The sequence below is a fragment of the Pseudohalioglobus lutimaris genome (genome assembly GCF_002866825.1).
Taxonomy (GTDB): domain Bacteria; phylum Pseudomonadota; class Gammaproteobacteria; order Pseudomonadales; family Halieaceae; genus Halioglobus; species Halioglobus lutimaris.
In genome coordinates this window covers 72313-98673 of record NZ_PKUS01000002.1, presented here as the reverse complement: position 1 = coordinate 98673, position 26361 = coordinate 72313, and the positions used below count along the sequence as shown (strand labels likewise).

The window sequence follows — 26361 nt, the reverse complement described above, 5'->3', positions numbered from 1 at the left end:
GCCGCTTGCGATAAAGGGGCGTCTTTCTGCGCGCAGATGTAATAGCGAGTCTCGGCACTATCCATCGACGCTGGGCTCAGTCGCATTCCTGTCTCTGCCCCCAGTGCAGCAGAACGACAAGGCTGAAAAAGCCTGCTGCGGGCATCAACTGCAAGGCGACCCGGTTCAGTGAAGTGAAGCGCACGGCGCCAGCTGCGTTGCTGGTGAACAGGTATAGGGTCAGGTACAGCAACAGGGCGGAGACGATCACCGCCGCCAGGGGCAGTGTTGCTCGAAAGAACAGCGGCGCTGCCAACAAGGCGGCCAGCACCAGGTAAGCGAGGAAGTGCCAGTTGTCGTGCACCAGGAAACTGAGGTAGATCGGCAGCCAGCTCTGCGGACGATAGCGGATATCGGCCCCCGCCAGCGAGTGGCCGGCAACGACCGTATCAGCGGGCATCAACCACAGCACACACAACAGCGCCAGCGCGATGACGGCCAGTATGAGCAGGCCCCTGCGCAATCCTGCCAGTACCAGCAGAATCCCGGGGAGTAGCGACAGAAACCAGTAGAAGCCCTCGTTTTTAATCAGCATGCACCCTGCGGCGCTGATCAGGGCGAGAATCAGCAGCCAGGCCTGGCGGCCCTGGCTCCAATTGTAGAAGGCGGCTACCGCTGCCAGGTAGCATGTGGCCATAAGTGGGTCAGCATAGCCCGCCAGTGCCACGTGAACGTTCAGCAGGGGCATGGACAGCAACATGTAGGTTGCACCGATGGCGAGGGCCGCACTGGCGCCGGCGAGTCTTGCCTGGCTGTAGCACACCAGGCCCATTGCCATCCAGATCAGCAGCCAGGGCAGGTTTACCAGGCTCTCGTGCCACTGTCCTATGGCGACTGCAGTCCACGCCTGCAGCAGTGGGGTGGCAACAGGATAGTCCGGGTGCATGTTGGTGAAGACGCCTTGTCCGTCCAGGTCCAGCCATTCCTGCAGTGAAACGTAGGGGACCACGCTGCGCAGTTCAAAGAAAACCCTGGCCTGCTTGGTCCAGTGTTGCTTGGCGTCCCAGGATGTTACCGGACGCGTGCCCACCTCCAGGCCCAGTGTCAGCAGACGTGCCGCCAGCAGTGCCAGGCACAGGGTGATGAGCAATACCTGCAGGCGGGTCATCGGTTGTTGCAGGGCCTGGACCTGGCCCGCAGAGGTGGGACTGCGCCAGTGAGCAGGGGCAAACCACCCTGCCAGCGCCAGGAGTAGCCCGGCGGCACCAATGCTGTACAGGGAAAAGGGTATGCCCAGAAGGCTCAGCAGGCGCATCACCAGGGTTGTTGCCAGTACTCCCAGTACGGTGCTATAGCCGGTAAGGAGAAACCCCCGACCAGGCAGATTTGCAGGTACCAGCCGGTCCAGCCAGACCCAGGCAGGCGCCACTGTGATCAGCACAGCGATACACAGTTGCAAGGCGGTCACGGTGCGACCTCCAGCAGCAGGCCCTTGTTGTTGGCAAAGCGCTCGATAACGTTTATTGCATCCCCCGGGGGTAGGCGCAACAGGCCGTCGCTGCGGTCGTAGAGAATAGTCGAGGGGTTTACCGCGAGGATGTAGTCGCCCGGTCGTAGAAAACGGTTTTCCGGTAACTCGTCACCCCGTCTATGCCAGTAGGTGTTATGGGGCGCCATATAGTAAGCGGCAAGCATACCCTCACGGTCAGATTGGCTGGCGATAAAAACTCTTGGGTCGGGCCCTTCGATAGCCCGTGTCGCGCGCATGGCCAGGTTGGCGACCTTATTGCTCTCTGATACCTGGATCTTTTGGCTGCTTCCCAGGCCCGCATATTTCGCTCGTGTGACACCGAGTTGCTGCCACAGGCGCCATTGCCAGAGTGCATCCAGCGCAACCCAGGCGCACAGGATAATGGTTGCCACTGCGGTCCACCGGGCCCTGCTGCGTTGCCAGGCGAGGTAGGCAAGTAGCAGCAGCAGGATAAAAAAGGCAAAAACCTGGGCGGGGTAGGGCCCTTCATTGAATGTCAGGGTTCCCGTTAAGACATTGATGTCGGCCGGTGCCCACGGGCGAAAGGCCCGCCAGCTGTGCAGTGCCTCGGCCACACGTTCTCGTATCCCGGGAGCGGCCAGGCGTACGTCGACGAGGGTAAGGCTGGTTCCCGGTTCGAGCCTGAAGCCCAGCTGCAGTGATTCACTTTGTCCCCGCCAGTCCGCCACGGTGGCGAGGTCAAACGTGGGGCGTGAATTGCCATGGGTGGCAAAGCTGAGCTGGAACAGCTGCTCCGAGTCGCTGCGGCGCCAGATCAGGTAGATTTTCGGTGGCGGGGGGCCCAGGAATGTGAAGTGGGCGCGTTGCCCGGAAGAGAGCGCTATTGTCGCACCGGGAATGCCGAGCAGAACCTGTCCTTGTTCGTTGGGTTCAAGGGTGAGACCGGCGCCCTGGTGAACCACCGTCCCCATTTCGACGCTGAAGTCGTCGGCAGACCAGGTCTGCGCACGCGCCGTCCCGGCAATGCCAATAAGCAATAAAAAAAACACCAGACTCTGGCGGATTCTAGACAAAATTGACGACTCCGTTGCCGGCCTCAGGTGGCAGTGCTTTGAGTTTCTGCGCGCGAATGGCGCAGATAAAGTCTAGCATGAGTCCGGCGACGTTTTGTAGAGTGCCTAGAACTGGTAGCGTCCGATATCAATGCCGAAGGCGCCGGGCTCCAGGCTTCTGGAGATAGAAATAGGTTTTTCCTGATAGCGGCCCTGGGTGTCCTGCAGGTCTACCACTTTGGGGCGGGGGTAGGCCTGCTTCTTGCGATTGAGCACCAGTATCACCTTGGGCAAGAGGCGACGCGTGCGGCTCTCGGCGACAACGATACCCACTTCCCCGGACGTGAGTTCCACTATAGTGCCTGCAGGATAGATGCCGATGGCCTGTATAAGCGCCTCGATCAATTCTGCCTGAAAGCGTTTGTCGCGCTGTTCATAGAGGATTTTAATTGCATCTGCCGGGGCCTTGGCCTCCGCATACGAGCGTTGCGAGGTAATCGCGTCATAGGTGTCAACGATACCGGCTATGCGGGCGAAAGCGGGTATCTGGTCGCCCTTGAGGCCGCGGGGGTAGCCGCTGCCATCGTGGCGTTCATGGTGAAAGGCGACCATGTCCAGAACGTCCTGATTGACGATGCCGCTTTTTTTGACAAGGTGCACGCCGTGAGCCACGTGATGGCGCATTTCCCGGGTTTCTTCTTCAGTCAGCTCACGGTTGGCCTGTAGCAACTCGGGATCAACCAGCAGTTTGCCCACGTCCATGAGCATTGCACCAATGGCCAGGGAGCGCAGGTCACGCTTGTGCAGGCCAATCTGCCTGCCTACAGCGACCGCCCAGATGGCGACACTCAGCGAATGTTGATAACTATATTCATCGTGTTGTTTGAGGCGGCCCAGCCACAGGCAAGCGTCGGGGTTACGGCTAATACTGCCGACGATGGGGTCAGCTGATGTTTTTAAGCGAATGGCATCAAGCTTGCCGCTCTCTGCGGCCTTGTCGAAGATGTCGGTAATGTCGGTGAGCAGGGTATTGAGTGCCTTGGTAGCTCTAGGGTGCTCCTCTTTCCACTCCGCCTGGTCGGCGTAAGTCTTCAGCTCCCGGCCTTTGAAGATTTCTGTCAACGGGATGCGCGGTCGATCACCCTGTGCCCGGCGCTGCAGCGTGGCGCTGACGTAGACACACTTCTGAATGTCCACCCAGACGAAGTCGCAGTAGTCACGAACGCGCTCGATATCGGTTTCTGACTGCAGCAGGAAGCCCTGGGTTAGAAACGGAGTCCCCAGCCATTCGCGGTCCAGGCCGCTGACAAACATGCCTTTGGTGAGGTCCGTAGTGGGCACCTTCACAGTCTGGAGCATAGATACGTCCAAGAAAATATATGCTTTTAGAAGCCAAAAATACCTGATCAGGCCGACGCTGTCTGAAAAAACTGTACTTTTTTAAACTTTTTCTAAATCGCCAAAATGCGCCGATTCCGGGTGCTAACCCGGCTGTTTCCCGGCTGTGCGCGACAGGTGAAGCGTGAGCATGGCGCCGGCTATAACCAGTGCGCTGCCAAGCAGGGACCAGCGGTCCGGCACCTGGCCCCAGAGCAGCCACCCCCAGAACGCCGCGAGCACCACGGCAAGGTAGTTTACCGGTGCGATGGCATGTGCCGGTGCGATGGCGTAAGCCCGGGTGTACAGCCTCAGGGTTGCGTAGATTGCGACACCCACATAGACCATGGCTGCCCAATCCTGCCAGCGCAGGCTGCCAAAGTCGCCGAGACTGAATGGCGCCACACAGGCCAGGGACAGGAAAAAGTAGTAAAACAGAATGCGGGAGGCTGGCTCCGAGGTAGCGAGCTTATGCGTTGCCACCATGGAAATGCCCAGGCATAGCGCGGAGATGAACCCCCCCGCATGCCACCAACTTAGACCGGCAGTGCTGGGGCGTAGAATTACAGCCACACCGATAAAGCCAATGGCGAGCGGCCACAGCGCACGGTTGGGAACCTGTTCCCGGTTCCATGCCCAGAGTACCAGCGGCACTGTGAGCGGCGCGCTCTGGCGAAGCAATACCGCGTCAACCATCGGAATGTGCTCCAGGGCAGCATAGAACAGGTAGAAGCCGAGTACGCCCACCGCGCCGCGAAACAGGTGTAGCCCCAGACGTTCGCTGCGCAGGTTGGCTAATCCGGGGCGCAGGGTGACGCGCGCACACAGCAGCAGGCAGACCAGGTACTGCACGGTAACGATGGCCTCGATACTGGCATGTGCGGAAGCATATTTGGTCACTACCGCAGCAGTGCTGGCGATGGAGACCATCACCAGCGAGAGATAGATTGCTTGCCGGGTTTGTTCTGCCTGCGGCATCAGGGCGCCGAATAGGTTTCCCGGCGCACATACTTGAGGGACTCGCCCGAGCCACGGTAATCAGCATCGACCCCGTTGATCGCGCCCGCAAGGTCAGCTGACCACTGGCTGCCAACTCTCTCGCTCCAGGCCTGCAGGCTCTCGCCGGGGCGGACATCGGCGAGGCGCAGACGCAAACCGCCTATACTGTTACGTTCCGTGGCCGTCAGCGGTCGCATGCTCATTACCGCATCGCGCAGAGGGCTGCGCAGGCGCTCAAAACCCATTCCCATGAAGGTGAAGCTGCCCCCTGGTGTGTCGAGGAAAACGTAGAACAGGCTGATTACCCCTTCCTCGCTGCCGTCATCGTAGCGTACAAGATGAGCGGGCCAGTCCTGGATACGGAAGCTGCGACTGACCGCGGGGTCCAGGCCAGACCGATCGCGCATGCGGGTAATCAGTGCAGCTGCGTAGCCTTCCGGGGTGAACTCACCGCTGTTCGCCCCCAGTGCCAGGTAGGCATTGCCCTCTGGTTCCATCGCGCCGACGAAACGTGGTGTGTTCATGGTTTGCCAGCCAGATGGGAAGCGAACGGTAAAGTCCATGTCGGCGTTGAGAAACACGTCTTTGCGGAATATACCTTGCTGCGGGTTCTGCCTGCCCCACCAGAGGCCGTCCAGTTTTGCCTGCAGTTGTTGGTGATTGGCGATCACCCTGACGTCCGTGAGCGGCGGCAGCTGCGCAGCCAGGTTTTGGATGGAGGCGACTCGCTCGGGCGTGGTGGGGTGACTGTCCAGGTAGCTGGCCTGGTGTTCTTTGCCGGTAAGCAGGTTGACACTGCGCTCTATGCCCTCCAGTGCGTCGGCCAGTGACAGCGGGTCGTAGCCGGCTGCAGAGGCCAGGCGCATGCCATACTGGTCGGCCTCACTTTCCTGACCGCGTGAGTAGGACGAGAGATAAACCTCCCCCGCCAGTTCGATTGGGCTGTTGATCATGTTGCCCAGGTCTTCACTGACCACGCCCACCGCACGCCCTGGCAGGGTGAGCAGCCCGGTACCCAGGGCGCGACCCGCCTGGCGTACATGGTGGCGCCGGGTGACGTGGCTGATTTCGTGGGCCAGCACCCCGGCCAGTTCCCCCTCGTCGTTCATCTGCGCTAACAGGCCCCTGGAAACGTATATATAGCCGCCGGGACTGGCGAAGGCATTGGGCTCGAACTGGTCGACGATTGCAAACTGGAAGCGGTAGGGTGTCTCACCCAGCGAGGCGACCAGTCGCTGACCTACTGCCTCGACGTAGCTGGCCAGCACAGGGTCCTGGTACAGGCCAATTTGCTCCGCGACCTGTTGTGACATCGCTGAGCCCGCTGCGGCTTCCTGCTGCGGCGTAACCACCGCAGTGACGCAGCCGGAGAGCAGCAGCGAAACGATAATTGCGGAAAGAATGTGCAGCGTTTTCATACAGCCAGGCGGGTGGTTCATGGGTTGATTTGCGTGTCGTGGAAAACAGGGCGCAGATTCTAGCAGGCTTGGGCGCTCAACGCCCCATCAGCATCTGGTTGTTGATGAATGGCCAGCCCAGCGCAATGTATAGCGCATCCTGGGATTTCTCGGTCCGGCCGTAGGCCAGGTAAACGGGGCCTATAGGCGAGTTGACCGCAAGGTAGATGCTGCCCGCATTGACGAAGTCACCGCTGCTGACAGCATCGCGGTCGACCCAGACCTGGCCGCCTTCCAGGGAGGCACCGAAATACGTGGGCATATCGAAGGGTAGAACCGATTTTGCCGTCAGCCGCCGTTGATACTGGGCCATGGCAAATGCCATTTGCTGGCCTGAAAACAGGTCCTGGCTGACGCCGGACAGATTGAATAATCCGCCAAGTTGAAAGTAGTTCTGCGGAGTGTCCCGGGCGTCAATTGACTGCCCGGTGCGACCGGTAAGGATGAGGGTATTGCGTTTGTCTTTTCCCCAACTGAAGGCACCCTGGCCGACGGCATGCCAGCGCTCGAAGTTGTAGTCTGACCCCAGGTCCTCCCGCAGCAGGCGATACTCTGCCGAGAAGTAGCCGCCGCGCGTCGGAAAGTAGGCCTTGTCCAGCGTGTCGTAGCGAAGGCTGACCATTGCGCCGCCTTCATGGAAGTTGTCCTCTGGTAAAGGGCTGCCGATCTCTATCTCGGGCTCATATTCGCCGACGTTGTAGTACAACCCAAGCCGCAGTTGTGTATCGTCGAACAGGTTGGCGCCACCCGCCATCTGCGCGGCGAATCTGCGGACTCGCCAGGAACCAAGCGAGCCACTCTCATCGAAATCAAAATCGGGTTTGAGGTTGCTGACGTTGTAATCGTAATAGTGAAGTTGCGGCACAACGAAAAAGCGCGAGTACAGGTCGAGCGGTTGGTAAAATTCGCCGCTGAACAGGATGGTGTCGCCCACTTGCGCTCGTCCGTAGAATTCACCACCGAGGTCTGTCAGTCCTTCCCACAGATAGCTCACACCCAGATTGATGTCACTGCCACCATCCAGGTCGCTGATCAGGTTTAAGCCGAACTTCAGTCTATCGTCACCCCAGCTTTTAGCCTGCGCCTGAACCTGTAGCACCTGCCCGTGCACAGGGTCCTGGGTCACGTCGAAGTCGATGATCTGCCAGTGCCCCAGCGTATAGATCTCGGCAATATCCTCCTGCAGTTGCTCGGTATCCAATGGCTCCCCTATGCGCTGGCGCAGACGCACGCGAATCAGGTCGTCGCGCAGCGGGCTGTCGTTGACGATGGCGATATGCTCGATTACTGGTGCATGGGTGGCGGGGCGTTCCCTGGCAGCCAGGTAACTTGCCCACTCAGGGTCGGCCAGGGCCAGTGGAGCCAGTTCCTCGCGAAGTGCCATGGTGGCCTGGTAGCCGCGCTGGAATATTTCCTGCGTCATCGCAAAGTCGAGCATGCCAATGCCGGTGAGATCGGGGTTGATCAGGATGTCGCGCGCCGTCAGCGCCTCCAACTGCTCCAGTGAGTTTTTGCGGGTGAGGAATCCCAGCATCTGGTCAGATACGGCCAACACGCTGTTTATTTCATCGCGGCTGCGCAGCGGTGTGCCGATATCAATGACAATCAGCCGATCGGCTCCCATTTCCCGGCCGACTTCTACCGGGATGTTCATTGCCAGGCCGCCGTCCACCAACAACCTGCCATCGTGCTCAACCGGTGCCAGCAGGGCCGGCAACGACATGCTGGCGCGCATGGCGGTGACGATACTGCCGCGACTGAAGATGTAAGGGTCGCCGGTTTCAAGGTCGGTGGCGACCGCACGATAGGGCGTGGGGAGGTCGTCGAAATTGCGCACCTTGGCTGCGTCCGTGGTGAGTTCCTTGATGATCTGGCGAACCTGCTGACCTTGCACCAGTCCCAACGGGATGGAGACTCTCCCGTCCTGGAAGCTCAGGCTGACAGACGACGGGTAATCGTAATCATCGCTTTTGCGTCTCTGGGGCAGTTCACTGCGGTCCAGCGAATCAACGAAAGCGTCTTCCCAGGACATGGTTTCAATGACCTCACGCAACTGTCCGCTGTCCATGCCGATGGCGTAAAGTCCGCCGACCAGTGCGCCCATGCTGGTTCCGGCGACCGCGTGGATGGGCACCTGCATTTCTTCCAGCGCGGTGATGGCGCCAACATGGGCGATGCCCCGGGCGCCGCCGCCGGCGAGCACCAGGCTGATACGTTCTGTCGCATATACCGGTATGCAGGCAGACAGCATACCAATAGCGATGGCGATGAGCAGGAGCGGCTTGCGATACATGGGTTGATCCGGCGTGAGCGTGGCGTGATTATCCCAGTGACTGCCGTGCAGGTCCATTGGCGGCGTGCAGTTGAAACTGCTGCCTGCGCCAAAGGCGGCAGGTTTAAGCTACCGGGCGGTAAAGAAAACCGGCCAGCGCTAAGTGTAGCGTTCAAGAAGTACCGGGGTTGGTGCATAATGGGGCGATATGTATCAGCAGTATTTTGGCCTGGCAGAGGCCCCGTTCTCCATCGCCGTGAATCCGCGCTACCTGTTTATGAGTGCGCGGCATCGCGATGCGCTCGCGCACCTGCTCTATGGGGTCGGCGCAGGGGGCGGTTTTATCCTTCTTACCGGAGAAGTGGGTACCGGCAAGACCACCATCAACCGCTGCTTGCTGGAGCAGCTGCCCCACGATACTGACGTCGCTATCATTCTCAACCCGGCGCTCAATGCCATGGAACTGCTGGCGACGGTCTGTGATGAACTGGGCATAGAATACGATGCCGATAAGCACACCCTGAAGACCCTGACCGACAGCCTGCACCGTTTCCTGTTGGACAATCATGCCCGCGGGCGCAAGACCGTATTGATGATCGATGAGGCACAGCATCTGGATTTCGATGTGCTCGAACAGATCAGGCTGCTCACCAATCTGGAAACCAACAGTGAAAAGTTGTTACAGATTATTCTTATCGGTCAGCCTGAGCTGGCACAAATGTTAGCTCGCCCGGAACTGCGCCAGCTCAACCAGCGTATTACCGCACGTTACAACCTGGAGCCACTCAACCTCATCGAGACCGGTGCCTATATACACCATCGCCTGCAGGTAGCGGGCATGACGCCCGATCGCGAGATTTTCCCCCCGGCCGTGGTCCGTGGTATTTACCAGCGTACCCGGGGTATTCCCAGGCTGATCAATGTGTTGTGCGACCGTGTGCTGCTTGGGGCATATGGTGGCAACAAGAGCCGAGCCGACCGCGCAACCCTGCGCGCGGCAGCGCGCGAGGTGCTGGGTGAAGACGGGCCGAAGCATGCTGCGCGCTGGCCCCTGGCACTGGCCGCGCTGGTGTTGATCGGGGCAGGTGTGACCTGGTGGGTACTGGAGATGGATGCGCCGCCGGTGCCAGGGGGCGCAATCACACCATCGTTGGCACCTGCCGTGAGCCAGCAACCGGTTGTTGCACAGGTGCCAATCGAGGCGCCGCCGGAACAGCTTGCAGCAGAAGGCCCCGGAACAGAACCGGACCCGGCGGAAAACACGCTGGCCTGGCTGTTGCCGCCGGATGATGCCAGTGCCCGGCTGTGGGCAATGTCCAGCGACCAGCCTGCGCCAGACTTGCTCTGTGCAGATCCCTCCGGGCGTATCGCCTGTATCGAAGCCCGGGCCGGAACATGGGATGAACTGGCCGTGATTGACCGGCCACTGCTGCTGGATATGGTTACACCCGAGCGCTTTGCCGCCGGGGTTTTACTTCTGGGTATTGAGGGTCGCCGCGCATGGGTAGTCGTCAACGGAGCGGCCAGCGAGGTTCAGCTGGCTGAGCTGGCGCCTTTCTGGACCGGGACTTATCGCTACCTGTGGCATGTCCCGCCAGGTTTCGAGCAAGCCCTGACCCAGGGCGACAGCGGTGCGGTGGTCGCCAGGGTGGCGCATTTGTTCGCCCGGCTGGACGGGCAAACCCGTCCGCTCGCGGGACAGCAGTTCAGCGCTGCACTGAAACAACGTGTGGTGTTGTTCCAGCGCGAGCATGGCCTGGAGGACGACGGCGTAGTGGGCAGGCAAACCCTGCTCAAACTGAATGAAGCACTGGGGATTGATATCACCGCGACGCAGGCCCGCATTGCGCTGCAGCCAGCGGCTGCAGGGGGGTAGCCTATGTCACTGATTCTGGATGCGCTCAACCGATCACGTGAAGACAGTGGAGAAGTGCCTGGTTTGGCCACCCGCCACGCATACAGTGAGCAGCAGCCGGATCGACGCCTGCTGTTGCTGGTCATTGCATTGCTGTGCACGCTGCTGGTGATAGCCTGGTTGGTCTGGGACAGGAGCGATAGCGACAAGCACGTTGACATGGCGACACCGCAAGAGATGGTTGCCGCCGGGCCGGGGCAGTCCGCAGTGGCGCCTGCCGCGCCTGTTGTACTGCCGGAGCGCCAGCCGTTGAAGGCGGATTCCGCGGCAGCCATGGACTCCGCGGATAACGCCATCAAGGAGCCTGCGACTCCGGCCGTCGAGCCAGCGGTTGCGCCCGAAGTTGAGGCTTTGTACCAGCCGGCTGAGCGCACACCCGATATCCTGGCGGCAGGGCCAGCGCCGAAGACGAAACCTCAGCTGGAACGGGAGCAGGCAGCGCCCACACCGGTGGCAGTTGCTGCCCCGGAAGAGACGGACGTGGATATAGGTCGGTTGGTGCGCCAGGCCGAGGGTGATTTGGAAGACGCCAGGTTGGCAGAGCACCCGGCACCGTTTATCAGCGAACTCTCACAACAGGCCAAGGATGCTATCCCTACGGTTTATTACCAGCGTCACGAGTACTCAGGCCGTGCCAGCCAGTCTCGCGTAGTGCTCAATGGAAAGCCTCTTGCCAAGGGCGACAGCCCTGCTCCGGGCATACGTGTGGAAGAGATACTGGCCGACTCGGTAGTGCTGAACCATGAGGGCACGCAGTTCCGCCTGCGGGCGCTCAACAGCTGGGTAAACCTGTAGCGCTCACAGTCCCAGGTAATCCACCATGATTGCGAAGAGCTCCGGTTGCGGGAGGAAAGGGGATACGCGACCGATGCCCTCCGCATTGGCGTAGAGCGGCACAGCCGCGCCGGTATGCTCCTCGCGGCGGAAGTCGTTGGTGGCATAGTTGACAGCCATCACACCGCCCTCGGGTGTCTCAATACGTGCCAGATGCCCGGGCGTATAGATTGGCACGGGGAACTGCGCATAGAGGCTGGTGTAGGGGACCAGTTGGGCGGCCTGGGTATGGTCAGCGGTGACCAGCACCAGTGTCTGCGGGTGTTTCGCTGCAAAGGCTAGCGCGGTGTGCAGCGCCTCTTCCAGTTGTGCTACTTCGCCAATTGATCCGCAGGGATTGCGTTTGTGGGCTGCCTTGTCGATGGAGGCTGACTCGATCATCAGGAAAAAGCCGCGGTCGTTGTCCGCCGCAAGGTGTTCCAGCGCGGTGTCGGTCATCTTTTTCAGGCTGGGTGTACCCTTAAACGCCGGATTCGGTTCACAGGCCATGGTCTCAGGCAGAGTCACGCTGCCCAGGTAAGGGTGCAGCCGGTTGAGCAGGCTGGGTTTGGGTTTTTCGGCAATGCGTGCGGCTTCACCCTGCAAGCGCAGCGGCAGGTTTCCGCTGGCGAAGAGGCCAAGCAAGGGCCGCCCCGGTTGGCTGCGCTGCAGTTGTTCCAGATTGTCTATTGTGTGGAACCCCTCAGCACGGGCGAGTTCCAGCACGCTGCCATGGCCGGCTTCTGTCCGCACAGCAAAGTGCCTGGCGCCGCCGCCGAGGATGACATCTACCGAGGACCTTGCCAGTTGCTCGGATATAGCGCCGGGCCCACCCCTTTTCCTCGCGTCTTGCGGGCAGCCGCCCAGATGTATGTCCCGGTACCCTGCGTCATAGAAGACTTCATCAACAAGCTCTGGGTTCTCGCAGAGCCGCATGCTGATATGGGCGACGAAGGCGGCAGCAGTGGCATCGGTGACGCTGGCAGTGGTGACCAGTCCGGTCCTGAAGCCGGCGGACTCGGCGAGTTCAACAATAGTGGTCAGGTCTTCATCAGTGCCTGCTGAGGTGGCGATGCGACCAGGGCTGGTTATGACTCCGGTTGCGATGCTGGTAGCCGTATTGGCCGAGTCGGCGACGTACACCGGTTTGCCTGCCGGCTTGTCCTCTATGGTCAGCACTTGTACCGCAGCGCGCACAGGCATGTTGTCCATTAGCAGGCGTCCTGTGGCGCCTTCAAGGTAGTTGCGGGCGATGGTGATCTGCTGCTCACCCATGCCATCGCCAATGATCAGGATTACCTGGCGGGAATGAGTAGTGTCCTCCTGCCCGGTCTGTGACACCGCCGCAGGTGCGGCTGCCACGGCCAGAGCGCAAACAATCGAATGCAGGTATTTCATGCTGGGCTGCCCCGCCTTGTATTGAAGGCAAGGTGATAACACGAAGCAGGTGTTTGGTACAGTGGCGGCACCTCTGGCCGGTCATGCGCTTACCTTTACGGGCATCTTGTGGCAGGATTGCGGAGGCCGCTTGCCGGATGGGCTGGCGCTGCCCCAAAGCACCACGTGGTGCGGAAACGCTGTTCTAAAAATGTAATTTCCGGGATTCTCTCAATGAAAATGATCACTGCGATTATCAAGCCCTTCAAGTTGGATGATGTCCGTGAGGCCTTGCAGGAGGTGGGTATTGCCGGCATGACAGTAGAAGAGGTCAAAGGCTATGGACGGCAAAAGGGTCATACCGAGTTATACCGCGGTGCCGAGTACCTGGTTGAGTTTCAGCCCAAGGTGAAACTTCAGATCGCCGCCAGCGATACGGAACTGGACGCGGCGATTGAGGCAATCTGCAGCGCCGCAGCCACCGGCAAGATTGGCGACGGTAAGCTTTTCGTCGCGCCGCTGGAACAGAGTATACGCATCCGTACCGGCGAGACGGGTGACGACGCACTGTGATCAAGGGTATACCAATAAAATCCATGCTGGCGGCGGTATGAACGCGGTTGCGATCTGTAAGGACTTGATGGCGGCGAGCCGTGATTGCAGCGATCTATGCTGGCAGGGGTAAGTGAATGAAGTTGATCGCGCGTTTTGCCACTGATGCAGGGTACCGCGAAGGCTGGCTTGCCGGGGAGGCTGAGGGCAAGCGCCTGCAGGCGCGGTCGCAGACCGCCGGTGTGGCGGCAGGCGCTGCCTATTCCGGTTACCGGGTCGGGCAGGAAGGTGGCAAGGCCTGGCCACGTCCCCATAACGTCGCAAATGAAGTAACCAACGGTGTGGAGACTGACGCGCTGAAAAGTTTGGAGCAGTAGTGGTGACTAAAGGGCGATGCGTGGCTTCCAGTATGCGTCAATCTCTGTATCGCTTGCTTGGCTGTGAGCTGCCGGCTCTGGCAACAGCGGCTTGCCTGGCCAGCGCTTCCCATAGTCAGGACCTGGACCTCGACACCCGCAGCTTGCAGGCGGGCTACGCACAAATGGTCAGTTTTGAGGCCCAGCCTGAAATTGCCGCGGGGCGTTACACGGCGGAGCAAAACGACCCCGCAGTCGGCGATCTCGAAATTCTGACCGTGAAGCTACCGTTTTACCGGGAGTTTCCCTCGGGCAGTGAAGGTCGCCGCTGGTTTTTCCAGGCCACCGCCAGTTACCTCGATATGGAAGAAGACGCTGACCTGTCGCTCGCTCCGGGGTTGAGCACTGGCATTGACTTTAACTGGAAAGGCTACGGTGCCCTGCTGGAAGGGGGTATGATTTTGCCCCTGACAGAGCACCTTTACTTCGCGCCCAGCCTGGGGGTGGGGGTGACCCGTCTGGAGAGTAATGCCAGGTATGACTCCAGGGCGCTCGAGGCCATAGTGGCCCCGGCGCTGGACGGCGTGCTGTATAACTGGGACACAATGGCGAGTATTCTCCGGGCCTCCGGGGCATTGCGCTACGATCGCCGGTACGAAAAGTGGCGGATCAAGGCCAGGGCCCATTTGAGTGGCAGCTATATTGACAGTTTTGATGAGTCGCGCCGTTTTTCCGGGTTCACTGACGAGGCTGGCAACATTGGTGCGAGCATCGATGCCAGTCACCCGCTGGGCTGGGAGATAGGTGATCACCGCGTGCATATAATAGGCCATCTCGGTGTCACCCAGTTTATCGGCGCCAATCGTGAAGAACTGGGTTTCAGTCGCTTTGCTGATCTGGGTCTTTCACTGGGTTTGCAGAAGTTCACCGTCGGCGTGCACGGCGTTACCGGCAGTGATTTGCGCGGTTGGAACCTGGTTTTTAATTATGACTATTAGCAGGATTACGGGCCTGGATACGGCCGGCGAAGAACGTTCAGGACGAGGCTAGCATGAATTGGACTCACCACTACGCCCACATCAACGGTATCCGCATGCACTATGTGGAGGAGGGCGAGGGGCTACCGATAGTACTCTGTCACGGTTTCCCGCACATCTGGTTTAGCTGGCACCGGCAAATCACTGCATTGGCGGGTGCTGGTTACCGGGTGATCGTGCCCGATATGCGCGGTATGGGGCAGACGGATGCACCGGCAGAACCGGAGGCCTATGGCGTGGGCCCGATTACGGGGGATTTGGTCGGGCTGCTGGATCACCTGGGGCTGGAAAGCGCTGTTTTCGCCGGCCTCGATTTTGGTGCCTTCGCAATCTATGACCTGGCGCTGCGCCAACCGCAGCGCGTTATCGCCGTCATCGGTCTTGAGAATCCGGCTGCTCCGCACAACCCGGAAGAGCCGCCACTTACTGAGTACCATCGCGTTGCGCAGGAGCATTTTCTGCACATCGAGTATTTTCGAGAGCCGCCGCGCGCAGACCGTGAGCTGGAGGCGCAACCGCGGCGCTTTTTGCACAAGGTGTTCCATACGCTCAGCGGTGCCGGTAATTACTTCGACTGCTTCCAATATCCCCCTGGCACCTCGTACATGGATGCGATGGCTGAGCCGCCGCCACTGCCCTGGCCCTGGCTCTCTGAGCTGGAGATGGAGTTCTTTGTCACTGAGTACAGTCGCAGTGGCTTTACCGGTGGCCTTAACTGGTACCGTTCCATGGATATCAAGTGGCAGGATCGCAGGCCGTTTGAGGGCGTGCAGAGCGCTGTACCCGCCTACTTTATTGGCAGTGAGCACGATGTCGACCTGGAAGGCTTTCACGGTGATGACCCTATCGGGCTGATGCGCGCTGTTTTTCCAGATCTACGGGCGGTGCGGATGATCCCCGGTGCCGGTCACATGGTGCAGTTGGAAGCAGCCGATGAGGTCAACGCGATTCTGCTCGAGTATCTTGCAGATATATACCAGAAACTTGAGGCGCCTCAGGAGTAGCTCAGTGCGATCTCCAGCCTGCCCAGATAGGCTTTTTCCTGCTCCAGCTCGCTTAGTGTGAGTGGGTGTTCCTCCAGCCAGCCTTCCGGGAAGCCCAGCGCTAGCGATGAATCGTCGGCCGTTACGCCGAAGTCTGGCAACTCGGCCAGCGTTTCAACGTACTTGAAACGCACCGCCAGGCGAATAATCACCAGCAGGTAACGCAGCCGCCTGCGTTCCGGTTTGGGTAGATCGTCCAGCGTGTCACTGTGAATCTTGCCGCGCTGGCCCTGGGACAGTATGGCCAGGTTTTCCTGTTCCGCCTGCGAAAACCCGGGAAGGTCGGCATTCCGTAACAGGTAGGCAGAGTGACGGTTGCTGTGTTTATGGGAAATAGCCATGCCGATCTCATGGGTGCGCGCGGTCCAGTGTAGAAGTTCCCAGTCCTCATCCTGCAGTCGCCAGCTGCCCGCGGTAGCAGAGAATAATGTACGGCAGCGTCGCTCCACCACTGCTGCGGTATCCTCGTCTGCCGAATAGCGTTGTACCAGTGCGTTGATCGTGCGTTCGCGAACATCCTCGTGGCGGAGTCGCCCCATCAAGTCATAAATCACGCCCTCGCGCAGGGCGCCCCGCGAAGTCCGCATATGTTCTACGCCAAGTATGTCGAACAGGGCGCTGGCGATGGCTACACCCGGCACAATGACATTGCGCCGATTTTCCGAAAGCCCCTCCAGCTGTATCTCGTCGAAGCGGCCGAAGCTGAGCAGTTTCTGCTGTAGCTTGCTCAGTGATTTACGGGTAATGCCGCCATCGCTCCAGCCGTTGAGAGTAACGATCGACTCGATGGCATTCAGCGTACCGGAGGAGCCTACACACTCAGCCCAGTGTTCGGCGCGATAACGATGACGTATATGTGAGGTCTCCACCCGTGCCCGGTCATAGGCCAGCCGGTAGTTTTTTGCATTGATCACATCGCCTGGGAAACACTTGCGGCCATACGACACGCAACCCATCTGCAGGCTTTCCAGCTTTTGCGGTTCAAAGCGCTCACCAATGACGAACTCTGTGCTGCCACCGCCGATGTCCACGACCAGCCGGGAGTTGGCATCGTCCGCTAGTGTGTGGGCGACACCAAGATAGACCAGACGGGCTTCCTCTCTCCCGTAGATTACGTCCACGCGGCTACCCAGAATCTCTTTGGCGGGCAGCGTGAAGTCCAGGCGGTTCTTGGCCTGGCGCAGCGCATTGGTGCCCACGGCGCGGATACGGGTCGGTTCCAGGCTGTCCAGCAACTGGGCAAAGCGCGACAGGCAGTCCAGGCCGCGCTGTATGGCATCGGCCGATAAGCGACCTTGTTCCAGGCCCGCGCCCAGCTGTACTTTTTCTGCCAGCACCTCTACAGGACGCATTTCGCCGTGTTCGATGCGTGCGACAATCAGGTGGAAAGAGTTGCTACCAAGGTCAATGGCGGCCAATACGCTGCCATCGGGGAGGGTGTTATTGTGCTCGGCTGCCAAGTGGCTGGACTCTTGTTTCGTTCTTGAGCACCCATGGTAATGGATTAGTTTACTTCACGCACATGATCTATGGTCAACCATGCGCTAGCGCCTGCACCTTCAGTCCGCGTAGTACCAGATGGGCGAGGTCCAGGCGCGCTCTTGAATCTGCCAGGGCAGGTCCGGGTCACCACAGGAAGGCGCTCGGCCAGCTTCCGGCAGGCGAATACACGCGTGCCGACTCCAGCGACAGCTGGGGTTCTCCAGTACGCGGGCGTAATACACTGCCGAGAGAGCAGCGTCGAAATCAGGGTCGCGCCATGTTGCACAGAGTTGGTTGAAGCCGCTGCCGCTGAGTGCACACGTTTCCGGGTCAACGCCGGCGCCGTTGTTCGGGTCGCCAGCGATATCGTGCACCGCCTGGTGTGTCGCACCTGCGCTATCCACCCACGACTTGATTACCTGAATCCGTTGTAAAAGGCCCGCACCATCGCGCGGGTCACGCGTTGCGCTGGCGAGAAAAACGGGTCCCAGGGGGTCGGCGCTGTCGTCGTGTGAGTAAAGCGCTGCTCCCATTGGTACGCCCAGTCTACCTGCCTGCTCCACAAAGTCCGGTGACTGGCAATCAACCTGGTCCAGTTCCCAGCCGGCGAAGAAACGTGGCTCAATTCGCGGTCCGCTGGTGCCGAAGGTCTCGCGCCTGCGCATGGCGTCGAACAGTGCATCGCGGCTGTTTTCGCGCGCATAGATACCGGCTACGCCGCCAGGCCCGTAGCGAACCGGTGAGCCCTTGCCGATTCCCCCGGGTACTTCCTTGGTGCCCTGCAGGCGGCTGAGCACATTCCTGTCCATACCGTGCGAGCCCATATATTGACTTTCACTGTCAGCCGCGGGCATGCCGTTATGCGTGTCCGTGGCGGCGATAATCCCCATTGCAAAGGGGTTTACGCCCAGTTCCCTGCGTTCACGCAGGCCTGCGGCAAGCGCGTAGCGAACAAAGTTATAGCGTGACGTACAACCGGAGAGCATCATGCCCCCACTACCGAAAGACTCTTCGCAGTCCTCAATCGGCTCGCTGGCGGCGCGCAGTTTCTCGAAGTCGCAGAACTCGTCCGCCGGGCCCAGCACACTATCGATGCCGTTGCGACATTCCGAATCACCCTTGGTCTGCATTATTTCCGCCAGGGGTTCCAGCTCGGCGCGCAGCTCTGCCTGTTGGCGGCGTGTTCTGTCACTCAGGTCGCGGTTACTGTAGGGATACCACATGCGACCAGAGCTCCAGTTGCCGTTGTGGGGAATAGCGAGAACATCACATTGCGGATTGCCGTCGATACAGGTCTGCTTCAACCATTGCCACAGTGCTTCCGGTGTTTGCGCGTCTTTTGACCCCAGCGGGGCCTGCGGCACCACCGCGGAGCGAAATATCACGTTGCGGTGCAGGTTGGATGAGGCTTCGGCGAGCGTGTATTCATAGGCATGCAAGGTAGTGAAGTCACATTCCTCGCTGCGGTCATGCCAGCGTTCGGTGCTGCGCTGATTGTCCTGCCAGGTATCGGCCGCGCGCTCGCGACAGAGGCTGCCATCCTTCCCGCAGACACGTGCAGAGCGATCCTTACCGAAAATCGCCAGGGTGGCCAGGCGCATAATGGGTTGCGTGTCAGCCGCCACGGGCAGGCGGACGTCACCGCGGTACAGTCGGCATACGAGCGTGCCGTACGGCCTGCTGCCTGGCGTGTAACAGAGACGCGCCTCTCCCAGTGATTCTGCATGGTCGGTGACGGCCATGAAATCCAGGGGCGTGCTAATGGTCTGTACGGGTGCGCCGAATCCCTCCGGGTCAGCGCGCAGGCGCAGTGGCAAGGTTGTGCCACGGGCAAAGCGGTAGGCGTCATCGACGCTGACCGTGATGCCGAACGCGCTGGCATCGTAGGAGGCGCCAGTGTGCACGTGCAGTGCACCGAAGAAGGCACGTGTATGGGGCGTCTGATGACAGGGCCGCGGTGCGGTCAGTCCCGGTTCGAGTGATTGCACAGGCACATTGCGCCAGTATTCGCTTTGCATCCCCGCGCTCTGCACGCGGGCGAACTCATGTCGCAACCAGAAAAAGGAGAGCAGCGCGGCCAGCAGTAGCAGTAGCAAAAACCAGAGCAGTGCTTTAGCAGCACGTTTTATCGTTATATTCATTGTGCGTGATTAAAGCACGTTGATGGCGGGCTGGAAATATTGGCGGTCTACCTGGGCCGTGGGCCGCTGTGCGGTGCCCGGGAAAACCGGGCTTCTACTTCTTCTCTGCCAATAGGCCGCAAAGGGATTGCGCATGGTCCAGGGCTTCTATGCCCGCATCCGTGAGATAGCCGCCGTCGGGTTGGTCTATCAGGCCCTTGTCGAACAGGTTCTGGCACGCGGCAATAACTTCGGGGCGAGTCGTTGAGTGCACCTTTATGCCGGTGCTGGCTGTTGCCACAGGAAACTGTAGCAGCAGATTGAGTTCTTCCAGTGAGGTGGGGGTGAATCGCAAGGTCTTATCCTCTGGTAGGGGCGAGTCTCAACAGCATAGTAGGCCAGTAATTTGCCCGAGGATAGGGCTTTAGTAATCTGAGGGTCAACAATAGTCGGGTTTCGTGGAAACAGGGGTTGGCATAGTAACGGGGCTCGCATTTTCCCAACCCGGATGGGCGCCGGTTCGATACGCGCTAACCCCCTCCGTTTTCATCAACCACCGGCTTCAGCCATCGTAACAGCACTAGCGCCAGATCGTTGATAGCGCAGGGCTTGCTAATGAAGTCGTCCATGCCTGCCTTCAGGCAGGCGTCGCGTGCATGTTCGGAGGCGTGGGCCGTGAGCCCGATGATGGGGATATGTTGATCGCCTTGCTCTGCCGCGCGTATACAGCGAGTCGCTTCGAAACCGTCCATACCGGGCATCTCGCAATCCATCAGCACCAGGTCGAAGTGCTCTGCAGCCAGTAGCGCAATCGCGGCCTGACCGTCGGGCGCAGTGCTCGACCGATACCCCAGATGGGAGAGGGTGGCCTCTGCCACCATCTGGTTTACGACATTGTCTTCCACTACCAGTACACGCCTTATTGTCTCGCCTGATATTGCAGGGGGGCGTTCGGCTTCCTGAGACTGAGAACCCGGCGCGGTGTCTGTGAGAGGTGTTTCATCGGGCAACGCGAGCGGTAATTCGCACCAGAACGTAGACCCTGCGTTCAGCTGACTGGATACGCCGATCTGTCCGCCCATGAGTTCAACCAGTTGTTTACAGATGGACAATCCAAGCCCGGTGCCACCGAAGCGACGGGAGGTGGTTTCATCTGCCTGGCTAAAGACCTCGAACACCCGGTCCAGGGCGTCTTCCTCTATTCCAATTCCGGTATCAGATACCTCCAGTCGCACAACAATGCGCTCGCCCGATGACTGCTTGAGCCGGGCGCGGAGCACAACTTCTCCCTCCGTGGTGAATTTCAAGGCATTGCTCAGGAGGTTGGTCAGCACCTGATAGATGCGCAGCCGGTCACCGATCAATACGCCGGGAATATCGGGGTCCACCGAAGTGAGCAATTCCAGATCTTTCTTCTTCGCCTGCGGTGCAATCAAGGCAAGGCAGTCTTCTATCACTTTTCTGAGCGCAAACGGTTTGGTCTCCAGCTCTATTTGCTCAGCCTCTATTTTCGACAAATCGAGAATGTCATTGATGATCTGTAGCAGCGTTCGGGCTGAGCGAGAGATTGTTTGTGTGTAGCTTTGCTGTTGCGGGTTCAGGTCCGTTGCAGACAGGAGCTCTGCCATGCCCATTACGCCGTTCATCGGTGTGCGGATCTCATGGCTCATGCGGGCCAGAAAACTACTTTTGGCTGCGCTGGCATGCGCCAGTTCGGCGTTGCGCTGGTCAAGCTCTGCGGTTCTGGCCTTTACCTCATGCGCGAGTTGCTTCGCGTACTTCTGCTGCTCGCGAAAGCGCCGAGTCTGCTGTCGATAAACCGCCACCGCCAGTAGCGTTGCCAGGACAGTGTAGATTGCATAGGCCCACCAGGTTCGCCAGGGCGCTGGCCGCACTGTAATGGCAAGTTGCGCACCCTCGTCGTTCCAGACTGAATCTGCCCCCGCCGCCTTGACCTGAAACCTATAGGTGCCCTGTGCGAGGTTTGTGTAGCTGACACGATGCTCGTTCTGAAGCTGTATCCATTTTTCGTCGAAGCCGATCAGTCGATAGGCGAAACGATTGCGCCGGGGGTCAGTGTAATCCAGCGCAGCGAACTCTATTGTTAACGCATTCTCGTTGTATTCCAGCTCGAGCCCATCCAGCATCGGCACAGCGACAGCGGAAGATAAGGGTTCATTTTGTACCTCTATATGGGTGATCACTACCGGCGGAGGAATATTGTCTTCAAGCAATTCCAGTGGGTCAAAATCGTTATAGCCGTGGGTGCCTGCAAACAACAGGCGCCCGCTACTGGATTGCAAATAGGCGCCGAAGGTAAATTCATCACTCTGCGCGCCGTGGCTGGTGTGATAGGTGCGGATTGATCGGGTTTCCGGGTCCAGGCGCATCAGGCCATTATTGCTGGGTAGCCACAATCGGCCTGTGCTGTCAGCGACAATGGCATAAATTACGTCGTTGGATAAGCCGTCGGCCTGGGAAATGTTTTCAAACCGCAGCGTCCGAAAATCCCCCGTGGTATCGGCAAGGTAATCCAGCCCGCTGCCGCCAGTCCCGACCCATAGGCCACCGCGTGTATCAGCATGCAACGCGTAAACCGTGTTCGAGGACAAGCTTCCAGCCTGCTTCGGATCATGCAGGAACTGATGAACGAGCCCCTGGTCCGGTGCTATCACCAGCAGGCCGTCCCCGTAGGTGCCTACCCATATTCTCCCTTCTTCGTCCTCGCGAATCGTCGCTGCTCGCACTCTCTCGAACCAGGGGAACTTGCCGGTGGCGTCCAGTGAGCGTTTGATCTCGTCCGTTTTCGGATCATAGACGTTAACACCGCCATTGAACGTGCCTATCCAGATGCGCCCTGAGCTGTCTTCAAAGAGCCCCATAATGCCGTCGGCCCCGAGGCCATGCTCACCGCCAGCTGCCGCTCTAAAGGGCCGAATGCTGCCATCCGTATGCCTGAGATAGAGGCCGCTGTTCATTGTTCCAATCCAGAGTTGGCCGCTGCGGTCAGTCAACAGCGACATCACTACTTTATTTCCCGGGGGCTGGTCTTCTGCGACCCTGGTGACCAGTCCATCTTTCCCCATTCGCAGTAGTCCAACGGAAGTGCCTAACCACAAACCACCCTCATCGGTTTCAGCGAAGGCGTTTATCATCGAGACATCGGGCAGCCACGTCGGTATGCGGTGCCCCAGTGACCAGCTGCGGGAGTTCCACCGGCTTGCGCCACTGTTCTCGGTGCCAATCCATAGCAGGCCATTGCGATCTTCGCTGATGCTGCTGACAATACTTCCGGCGAGGCTGCTGGGGCGCGTGCGTTCGTGCGCGTAGGTCTGGAACTTACCGGTGTGCCAATCAAACAGGCTCAGTCCTGCATCATGGCCAACCCAGAGTCGCTGGTTAGAGTCTTCGAAGACCGCTGAGACATGATTGTTACCAAGTGAAGATGGGTCGTCTTTTGAGTGGGTATAGCCGGTGAATTCTCCGGTGGCAGGGTCAAGTCGCTGCAGGCCCGCGTTGAAGCTACTCAGCCATATGTTGCCCCGGTGGTCCTGGGCCAGTGACGATATTTCATGGACACCGTTTACAGCCTGAGGTGGCAGAAAGTGCAGGAAGCGGTTCTCTTCCTCGTCATAGCGATCCAGTCCCGCACTGGTGCCAACCCAGATCGAGCCGTCTCTATCCTCCAGCAGTGCCAGCAGTTGCCGGTCGCTGCTGATCGACCCAGGCACACTGCCGTTGTGGACGAAATGGGTTATTTCACCGGTGACGGGATCCAGGCGGTCCAGGCCCTGGTCGCGGGTTGCTGCCCACACACGCCCGCCTCGGTCGACGACTACGCCGCGTATGGAATCACTGGCAAGTGAAGTCGGGTCTCCAGGATTGTGGCGATAGCTCTTGAAGGTATCTGTTAGGCGATCCCAGACCACAAGGCCGCTACCTTCCGTCGCCAGCCATAGATTGCCAGCCGCGTCCTCGTCTATTGCCCGGATGAAATCACTGGCCAGTCCTCCAGGGTTATTGCGTTCCCGGTGGTAGCGCTTTATCTGGTTGCCATCGTAACGATTCAGGCCGTTTTGCGTGCCCAGCCAGAGGAAGCCCCTGGTGTCCTGGAAGATTGAATTGACTGTTACCTGGGAGAGCCCATCTGCTGTCGACAAATGTGTGAAGACCATGGGTGGCTGTTCGGCTCGCGCAGCAAAGGCCAGGAGCAGCAAACTGAATGCGAGTGCTGCATCCCACAGAGCAGGAAGTCGTTGCAAAAGCCTGCCACTTATCAAGCGGGCACAGAACAGAAAAGTTTGCTGCCGAATGCTTTACTGGCCTTGCGAAGGTGTAGCCGGGAATTCGTCATCTAAGTTTTTCAGTAATTCAGTTTGTATGCACAGCGTGCATTCAATTGACTATATTGAGGATGCCTGCAAATTACAAATTGTAGAATCCGCCGCAGGATCCCATTTTCAACGTTTTATTGAATTGCTGTGCAGGCACCTCTGCTCGCGCAGGTGTGCCCTGGGCAACCCGCACATCAGCGCATGAAACCTGGCATCATACCGGTACACTGACACGCCATGAGCCCGCCAATGGCTTCCCGAGGGGGACAGTGCGTCCCATTGCCTAGTACAGTGCCCGGTTTTTCAATGCGCTGCCTGGGTTTTTAATCGATAATCCAGAGTCTGCAAGCTGGAAAGGCGCCAGGTAAGTACAATGAGTAAAACGGTAAGAATCGCATTAGTGTCTGCGTTACTGGCGGGGACGTTTGTGTTCACTATCCTCGGTAGTCAGATCGACGGTGACGAGGTCATGATCACACTTAATTTCTGGTCGTTGGTATGCCTGCCGATTATTGCAGTTGTGGGGTACTGGTGGATAAGGAAAGCGAAGTAACCGGCTTACTGCTCATTGTTTTGACCCAGACGGCGCACTATCACTATCACTGGCACTGGCACTGGCACTGGCACTGGCACTGCACAGCGGCCTATCCGGAACACATGAATGCTCTCTGACCCCGGCATAGTGGTCGACTTTGATTAGCGCTCAACTATTACTCGTGGCGTACGCGCCGGCATGCGCGTGGTCAGCTCGTAGCCGATGGTGTCAGCCCTTTGTGCAATTTCCGCAACGGGAAGGTCTTTGCCCCAGAGTACCACCCGGTCGCCGATGTTCACTTCGTCCAGATCGGTGACGTCGACGGTGATCATGTCCATCGATACGCGGCCCGCAAGCGGTGCGCGCTTACCCTTGACCAGTACAGGTGTGCCATTGGCGGCCATACGCGGGTATCCGTCCCCATAGCCTATGCTCACCGTGGCGATACGTGATGGGCGTTGGGCGGTCCAGTTCGCGCCGTAGCCTACGGTCTCGCCTGTTTCGATTTCGCGCACAGAGATGACAGCAGACTCCAGCGTCATTACCGGCCGCAGGCCAGTGGTATTGGGGTGCGTTGTTTTCAGGGGGGAGTTACCGTAGAGCATGTAGCCTGGACGTATCCAGTCATAATGCGAATGCGGCCAGGCCAGCACACCAGCGGAATTGGCTGCGCTGCGCGGCCCTGGCAGCGCCTCGGTGACTTTCGCAAACTGTTGCAGCTGATCGCTGGTCATCGGGTTGTCCAGTTCATCTGCGCAGGCGAAGTGTGTGCAGGTGACAATCTCTCCATGCGTGTTGTCATTGTCCAGCAGGCGTTGGTGAAAAGCAGCAGCGTCGCCCGGGCTTACACCCAGCCGGTGCATGCCGGTATTTATTTTCAGCCAACAGGTGACGGGGGCGGGCAGCCTGGTTTGCTCCAGCCACTCCAGCTGGCGTTGATTGTCGATCATTACCCAGAAGTTGTGCTCCGCGGCGATCACCAGTTCCTCTGACTCAAAGCAACCTTCCAGTAACATTATCGGCGAGGTGATACCGTTCTCGCGCAGTTCCAGTGCTTCCTCGATACAGGCAACCGCCAGCGCGTCCGTCAGTGGGTCCAACGCTGTCGCCACCTCCACAGCACCGTGACCATAGCCGTTGGCTTTTACCACACACATGACCCGGGATGCCGGCGCCAGTGTCCTGGCATGTGCCAGATTGTGGCGCAATGCGCTCAGATCGAGTTTCGCCTGGTTTGCCCTGCTCATCAGAAATCGAATTTGTGCTTGCTGTACAGTGTTTGCGCCGCTAGCCAGGTGTCGCCGATCTCGCCATTGCCTACCGGTTTACCGTTGATTTCAATGACCGGGGCAATCTCCTTGGAGGAGCTGGTAATCCATACCTCATCCGCGCTGTCCAGTTCTTCTATCTTGACCACGCGTTCCTGCACCGCAATGCTGCCGTCCCGGCGCAGTATTTCCAGCAGCATCAGGCGAGTGATTCCAGGCAGCTTCTGGTGGTCCAGCAAGGGAGTGGAAACGATGCCGTGCTTGACCACGAAAACGTTGCAGGCCGCAGCCTCGGTAATCTCGCCGTCCATGTTGTAGAGAATCGTTTCTGAATGGCCCTGCGCGTGTCCGTGCTGGTAGTGCATGACGTTACCCAGCAGCGCCGTGGACTTGATGTTGCAGCGTTTCCAGCGCAAATCCTCGGCAGTGGCGACGGTGTAGGTTGTAGCCGATGTTTTCTCCGGTCTCGGCGCCGGCGGTATCTCGAAAGCGAAGGCGTACAGGGTAGGCGCGATATTTTCCGGATAGGCGTGGTGGCGTTTGCTGTCGGCACCGCGACTGACATGGAAATAGAGACCCAGGTTGCCACCGCCGTTGCGTGCAACCAGTTGGTCGGCGATCGCGCGCCAATGGGCATGGTTTACCGTCAGCTTTATTTCAATCGCATCCAGACCGTCCTGCATGCGTTCCAGGTGTGGCCCGAAGCCCACCATTTTACCATCGTAGGAGGGCACTACTTCATAGATGCCGTCACCGAAAAGAAAGCCGCGGTCCATAGGCGATATACGGGCCTCCTCCATCGGCATGTAGTCGCCGTTCAGGTATACGATATTCATGTTCTTCACCAGTTTCCGTTGTCGTTGAAGTGCGTGCCGGGCACGCTATTCCAGTGCCGCGCTTT

The 26361-nt window shown here is 59.1% G+C and carries 20 protein-coding genes; 7 read left to right on the top strand and 13 right to left on the bottom strand.

The genetic code is table 11. The features are described 5' to 3' along the window. Window positions 1-76: 76 nt before the first annotated feature. The 6 genes from C0039_RS02780 to C0039_RS02755 form a co-directional block, all read right to left on the bottom strand. Complete coding sequence (locus C0039_RS02780; RefSeq protein WP_101517172.1) at window positions 77-1447, bottom strand: hypothetical protein; 1371 nt, start codon at window positions 1445-1447, stop codon at window positions 77-79. Continuing rightward, window positions 1444-2544 (bottom strand): hypothetical protein, encoded by a 1101-nt coding sequence (locus C0039_RS02775; RefSeq protein ID WP_133125928.1) that lies wholly within the window; start codon window positions 2542-2544, stop codon window positions 1444-1446. Before C0039_RS02775 ends, C0039_RS02780 begins: the two co-directional genes overlap by 4 nt. Window positions 2545-2649: 105 nt before the next feature. Then, entirely contained in the window at window positions 2650-3882 is a 1233-nt protein-coding gene (locus tag C0039_RS02770) for an HD-GYP domain-containing protein (RefSeq protein WP_101517170.1), read from the bottom strand. A gap of 123 nt (window positions 3883-4005) precedes the next feature. Continuing rightward, window positions 4006-4878 carry a DMT family transporter gene (locus C0039_RS02765; protein WP_076000630.1) on the bottom strand — a complete coding sequence of 291 codons (873 nt, stop codon included), beginning with the start codon at window positions 4876-4878 and terminating at the stop codon, window positions 4006-4008. After that, entirely contained in the window at window positions 4878-6338 is a 1461-nt protein-coding gene (locus tag C0039_RS02760) for a M48 family metalloprotease (RefSeq protein WP_101517169.1), read from the bottom strand. The genes C0039_RS02765 and C0039_RS02760 overlap by 1 nt, the downstream gene beginning before the upstream one ends. Window positions 6339-6393: 55 nt before the next feature. Beyond that, window positions 6394-8706 carry a patatin-like phospholipase family protein gene (locus C0039_RS02755; RefSeq protein ID WP_084179685.1) on the bottom strand — a complete coding sequence of 771 codons (2313 nt, stop codon included), beginning with the start codon at window positions 8704-8706 and terminating at the stop codon, window positions 6394-6396. A gap of 130 nt (window positions 8707-8836) precedes the next feature. On the opposite strand from C0039_RS02755, the gene C0039_RS02750 reads away from it, so the two are divergent. Both C0039_RS02750 and C0039_RS02745 read left to right on the top strand, forming a co-directional pair. Continuing rightward, on the top strand, window positions 8837-10504 hold the full coding sequence (locus C0039_RS02750) for an ExeA family protein (RefSeq protein WP_076000632.1): 1668 nt from the start codon (window positions 8837-8839) through the stop codon (window positions 10502-10504). Between the two features lie 3 nt (window positions 10505-10507). After that, complete coding sequence (locus C0039_RS02745; protein WP_101517168.1) at window positions 10508-11338, top strand: general secretion pathway protein GspB; 831 nt, start codon at window positions 10508-10510, stop codon at window positions 11336-11338. A gap of 3 nt (window positions 11339-11341) precedes the next feature. Here the strand turns inward: C0039_RS02745 and C0039_RS02740 are convergent, their stop codons facing one another. Then, window positions 11342-12754 (bottom strand): alkaline phosphatase, encoded by a 1413-nt coding sequence (locus tag C0039_RS02740; protein WP_101517167.1) that lies wholly within the window; start codon window positions 12752-12754, stop codon window positions 11342-11344. A gap of 213 nt (window positions 12755-12967) precedes the next feature. Between C0039_RS02740 and C0039_RS02735 the strand changes: the two genes are divergently transcribed. The 4 genes from C0039_RS02735 to C0039_RS02720 all read left to right on the top strand — a co-directional run bounded on the left by C0039_RS02735 (window position 12968) and on the right by C0039_RS02720 (window position 15682). Then, window positions 12968-13306, top strand: coding sequence for a P-II family nitrogen regulator (locus C0039_RS02735; protein WP_076000635.1), 339 nt, complete (start codon window positions 12968-12970; stop codon window positions 13304-13306). Between the two features lie 116 nt (window positions 13307-13422). Next, entirely contained in the window at window positions 13423-13662 is a 240-nt protein-coding gene (locus C0039_RS02730; RefSeq protein WP_101517166.1) for a hypothetical protein, read from the top strand. Between the two features lie 32 nt (window positions 13663-13694). Next, window positions 13695-14639 (top strand): Solitary outer membrane autotransporter beta-barrel domain, encoded by a 945-nt coding sequence (locus C0039_RS02725; protein WP_101517165.1) that lies wholly within the window; start codon window positions 13695-13697, stop codon window positions 14637-14639. A gap of 53 nt (window positions 14640-14692) precedes the next feature. Beyond that, window positions 14693-15682, top strand: a complete 990-nt coding sequence (locus C0039_RS02720; RefSeq protein ID WP_076000638.1) for an alpha/beta fold hydrolase — start codon at window positions 14693-14695, stop codon at window positions 15680-15682. Here C0039_RS02720 and C0039_RS02715 read toward each other — a convergent pair. The 4 genes from C0039_RS02715 to C0039_RS02700 all read right to left on the bottom strand — a co-directional run bounded on the left by C0039_RS02715 (window position 15673) and on the right by C0039_RS02700 (window position 23585). Further along, on the bottom strand, window positions 15673-17181 hold the full coding sequence (locus C0039_RS02715; RefSeq protein WP_101517164.1) for a Ppx/GppA phosphatase family protein: 1509 nt from the start codon (window positions 17179-17181) through the stop codon (window positions 15673-15675). The genes C0039_RS02720 and C0039_RS02715 overlap by 10 nt on opposite strands. A 99-nt stretch (window positions 17182-17280) precedes the next feature. Beyond that, window positions 17281-19344, bottom strand: coding sequence for a DUF3604 domain-containing protein (locus C0039_RS02710; protein WP_101517163.1), 2064 nt, complete (start codon window positions 19342-19344; stop codon window positions 17281-17283). 94 nt (window positions 19345-19438) lie between these two features. Further along, window positions 19439-19678, bottom strand: a complete 240-nt coding sequence (locus C0039_RS02705) for a TIGR02647 family protein (RefSeq protein WP_076000641.1) — start codon at window positions 19676-19678, stop codon at window positions 19439-19441. A gap of 175 nt (window positions 19679-19853) precedes the next feature. Next, entirely contained in the window at window positions 19854-23585 is a 3732-nt protein-coding gene (locus C0039_RS02700) for a two-component regulator propeller domain-containing protein (protein WP_133125927.1), read from the bottom strand. A 603-nt stretch (window positions 23586-24188) separates the two neighbouring features. On the opposite strand from C0039_RS02700, the gene C0039_RS21000 reads away from it, so the two are divergent. Continuing rightward, entirely contained in the window at window positions 24189-24329 is a 141-nt protein-coding gene (locus tag C0039_RS21000; RefSeq protein ID WP_165787014.1) for a hypothetical protein, read from the top strand. A gap of 24 nt (window positions 24330-24353) precedes the next feature. Here C0039_RS21000 and alr read toward each other — a convergent pair whose 3' ends face one another. Continuing rightward, window positions 24354-25439 carry an alanine racemase gene (gene alr, locus C0039_RS02690; RefSeq protein ID WP_101517160.1) on the bottom strand — a complete coding sequence of 362 codons (1086 nt, stop codon included), beginning with the start codon at window positions 25437-25439 and terminating at the stop codon, window positions 24354-24356. After that, complete coding sequence (locus tag C0039_RS02685) at window positions 25439-26296, bottom strand: aminotransferase class IV (RefSeq protein WP_101517159.1); 858 nt, start codon at window positions 26294-26296, stop codon at window positions 25439-25441. Before C0039_RS02685 ends, alr begins: the two co-directional genes overlap by 1 nt. Between the last annotated feature and the right edge of the window lie 65 nt (window positions 26297-26361).